Consider the following 2,421-nt stretch of genomic DNA (forward strand, 5'->3'; position numbering starts at 1 on the left):
TTTTGACCTTCAGGCTTTAACCCGGAGTCAGACACTCCGGCCCATTGAGCTTGGGATCATTAATCAGATTCGCCAACACCCGCTCACGCAGCGCCGCCGGTTCACTGGCCAGCAACCCCTGCAATACATGTAACGGCGTCCCCGGATCGAGCCAAGCCGCCTGCCCCGCCTCATCCAAAATCAACGGCCGGCGCTGACTCGACGCCGGCTGAGTAATCACCGCCGTGCTCAGCCAGACCTGCTCCTGCACCGGATACGCCTCCCAGATCGCCGCAAAAAACAGCGAAGCGCCCTCCCCCGGCGTCAGCCAGTACGGCCGCTTGCGCTGCGTTCCGCGCCATTCGTAGAAACCATTCGCCGGCAGCAGGCAGCGACGCTGGCGCAGTGCCTCACGAAACATCGGTTGCTCAGCCACGGTTTCCGCCCGGGCATGCGCCGGCGTCTTCGACAAATCGGTCAGCCACGGCGGTGTCAGCCCCCAACGGGCGCGCGCCAACGTGCGCTGGCCATCTTCACCGGCACGCAGCATCAACACCGAATCATTGGGGGAAATGTTCCACTGCGCCTGCTGATCGGCGGGAAAACCTGGCAGGGCCGCGAAATCGCGGTTCCAGCGAAACAGGGCATAACGTCCACACATGGGGCAACACGACTCTGAAGTAAAACGAAGCTCAGCCTAACAGACCAGCGTCCCGGGAAAGCTCTCCGGTTCATCGCCGGGCAGCGGCAGCGCGGCATTGTACGCGGTGATCAGCTCACGGGCGTATTCGGCCTGATCGTTATCCACAGACAAGCCCAACAGACCGAAGATCGGCAGCTCGCCGGTGCCACCGAGCAAATCGCGGCCAATCAAGTGCGCCTCGATGCCTTCGCTGGCGAGCATGCCCTTGAGCATTTCACCTTCCATCAGGTTTTCCGGCTCGTAGATTCGCTGCATGGGCGCCCCTCACTCGTTTTCGCTGAAGACTTCCAGAAACCAGTCCTCTTCGTGTACCTGCAATACAAACGTGATTGGCCGGCAACACACCTGACAATCTTCGATATAGGTCTGATCGCCACCGGACAGGTCCACTGACGTTTCGACCGTTTCCCCACAATAAGGACATTCGTATTCAGCAGGTTCCAGCATCGCGGTCTCCCAAGTGACTTGTGCGTATAATCGCCGGTCTATTTGCAGGGCTATTTTTGTCTGGCTACTTTTTCAGACCGTGCCCCGCGGGTTTTCGATCAAAACCTTTACTTACCCTAGCCGTTTCCAACAAGAGAGCATGATGGGCGAATTCGATGCCATCCGACCTTACGACGACAGCGAAGTACCTGTGGTACTGGCAAGACTGCTCGGCGACAAGGCGTTTCTAGATATCCTCACCCACTTCCGCTTCCCGCGTTTTGCCGGTGCCTTCGGCTGGATGCTCAAACCACTTATAGCCCATCGGCTGCGTCGTGAGTTCGCCGACGTGACCTCGGTGGCGACGTTGCAGGACAAGGTCGAGTCCTACGTCGACCACACCATCGAGCGCGCCACCGACGGCGTGACCTACACCGGTGTCGAGCAATTCAAGTCCGGCAGCGCCTATCTGTTCATCGCCAACCACCGCGACATCGTGATGGACCCGGCCTTCGTCAACTATGCCGTGTACCACGCAGGCCTGCCGACCCCGCGCATCGCGATCGGCGACAATCTGCTGCAGAAGCCGTTTGTCAGCGACCTGATGCGCTTGAACAAGAGCTTCATCGTTCACCGTTCGATCACCGGCCGTCGCGAGAAAATGGCTGCGTATCAACTGTTGTCGGCGTACATCAACCACTCGATCCGCAACGATTGCGCGTCGATCTGGATCGCTCAGGCCGAAGGTCGGGCGAAGGACGGCGACGATCGCACCGAGTCGGCGATCCTCAAGATGTTCCACATGAGCCGCAAGGACGAGCCGTTCGGCGAAGTCATTCGCTCGCTGAACGTCACCCCGGTGTCGATCAGCTACGAATACGACCCGTGCGACCAGGCCAAGGCCCGCGAGCTATTCATCCGCGCCACCACCGGCACCTACGCGAAAGCGCCGGGCGAGGATGACGTAAGCATCGCCAAGGGCATCACCGGCTACAAAGGCCGGGTGCACGTGAACTTTGCGGCGCCGATCACCGAGCTGTTTGAAGACACCAAGCAATTGGCGGTCGAGATGGACAAGCAGATTCTCGGCGGCTACCGGTTATTCCCGGTGCATTACCTGGCGTATGCGCAGTGGGCCGATGCCGATCCGCAGTTGAATGTGCCGAAGGCTGCCGAGGTTTTCCCGGCGGATGAGCTGGCCAAGGCGCAGGAAGAATGGCAGAGCCGGCTGGACGCTTGCCCTGAGGAGCATCGTCCGTATCTGGTCCTGCAATATGCGACGCCGGTGCGTAATCAATACCGGGTCAAGGCTG

General features: G+C 59.9%; 4 protein-coding genes. 1 reads left to right on the plus strand and 3 read right to left on the minus strand.

Features of this window, described 5'->3' with window-relative positions; translation table 11 throughout:
- Positions 1-16: 16 nt before the first annotated feature.
- The 3 genes from PMI23_RS00200 to PMI23_RS00210 are packed head-to-tail and all read right to left on the minus strand — an operon-like array spanning position 17 to position 1,129.
- Positions 17-640 (minus strand): SOS response-associated peptidase, encoded by a 624-nt coding sequence (locus PMI23_RS00200; protein ID WP_007912818.1) that lies wholly within the window; start codon positions 638-640, stop codon positions 17-19.
- Between the two features lie 36 nt (positions 641-676).
- Complete coding sequence (locus PMI23_RS00205) at positions 677-937, minus strand: putative signal transducing protein (RefSeq protein ID WP_007912819.1); 261 nt, start codon at positions 935-937, stop codon at positions 677-679.
- A gap of 9 nt (positions 938-946) precedes the next feature.
- The gene (locus tag PMI23_RS00210; protein ID WP_007912820.1) at positions 947-1,129 is read right to left on the minus strand and encodes a CPXCG motif-containing cysteine-rich protein; all 183 of its coding nucleotides are present in this window, start codon (positions 1,127-1,129) and stop codon (positions 947-949) included.
- Between the two features lie 142 nt (positions 1,130-1,271).
- Here PMI23_RS00210 and PMI23_RS00215 point away from each other — a divergent pair.
- The coding region (locus PMI23_RS00215) for a 1-acyl-sn-glycerol-3-phosphate acyltransferase (protein WP_007949584.1) at positions 1,272-2,421 on the plus strand (1,150 nt) is incomplete at its 3' end.

It is taken from the genome of Pseudomonas sp. GM24 (genome assembly GCF_000282235.1).
GTDB lineage: Bacteria > Pseudomonadota > Gammaproteobacteria > Pseudomonadales > Pseudomonadaceae > Aquipseudomonas.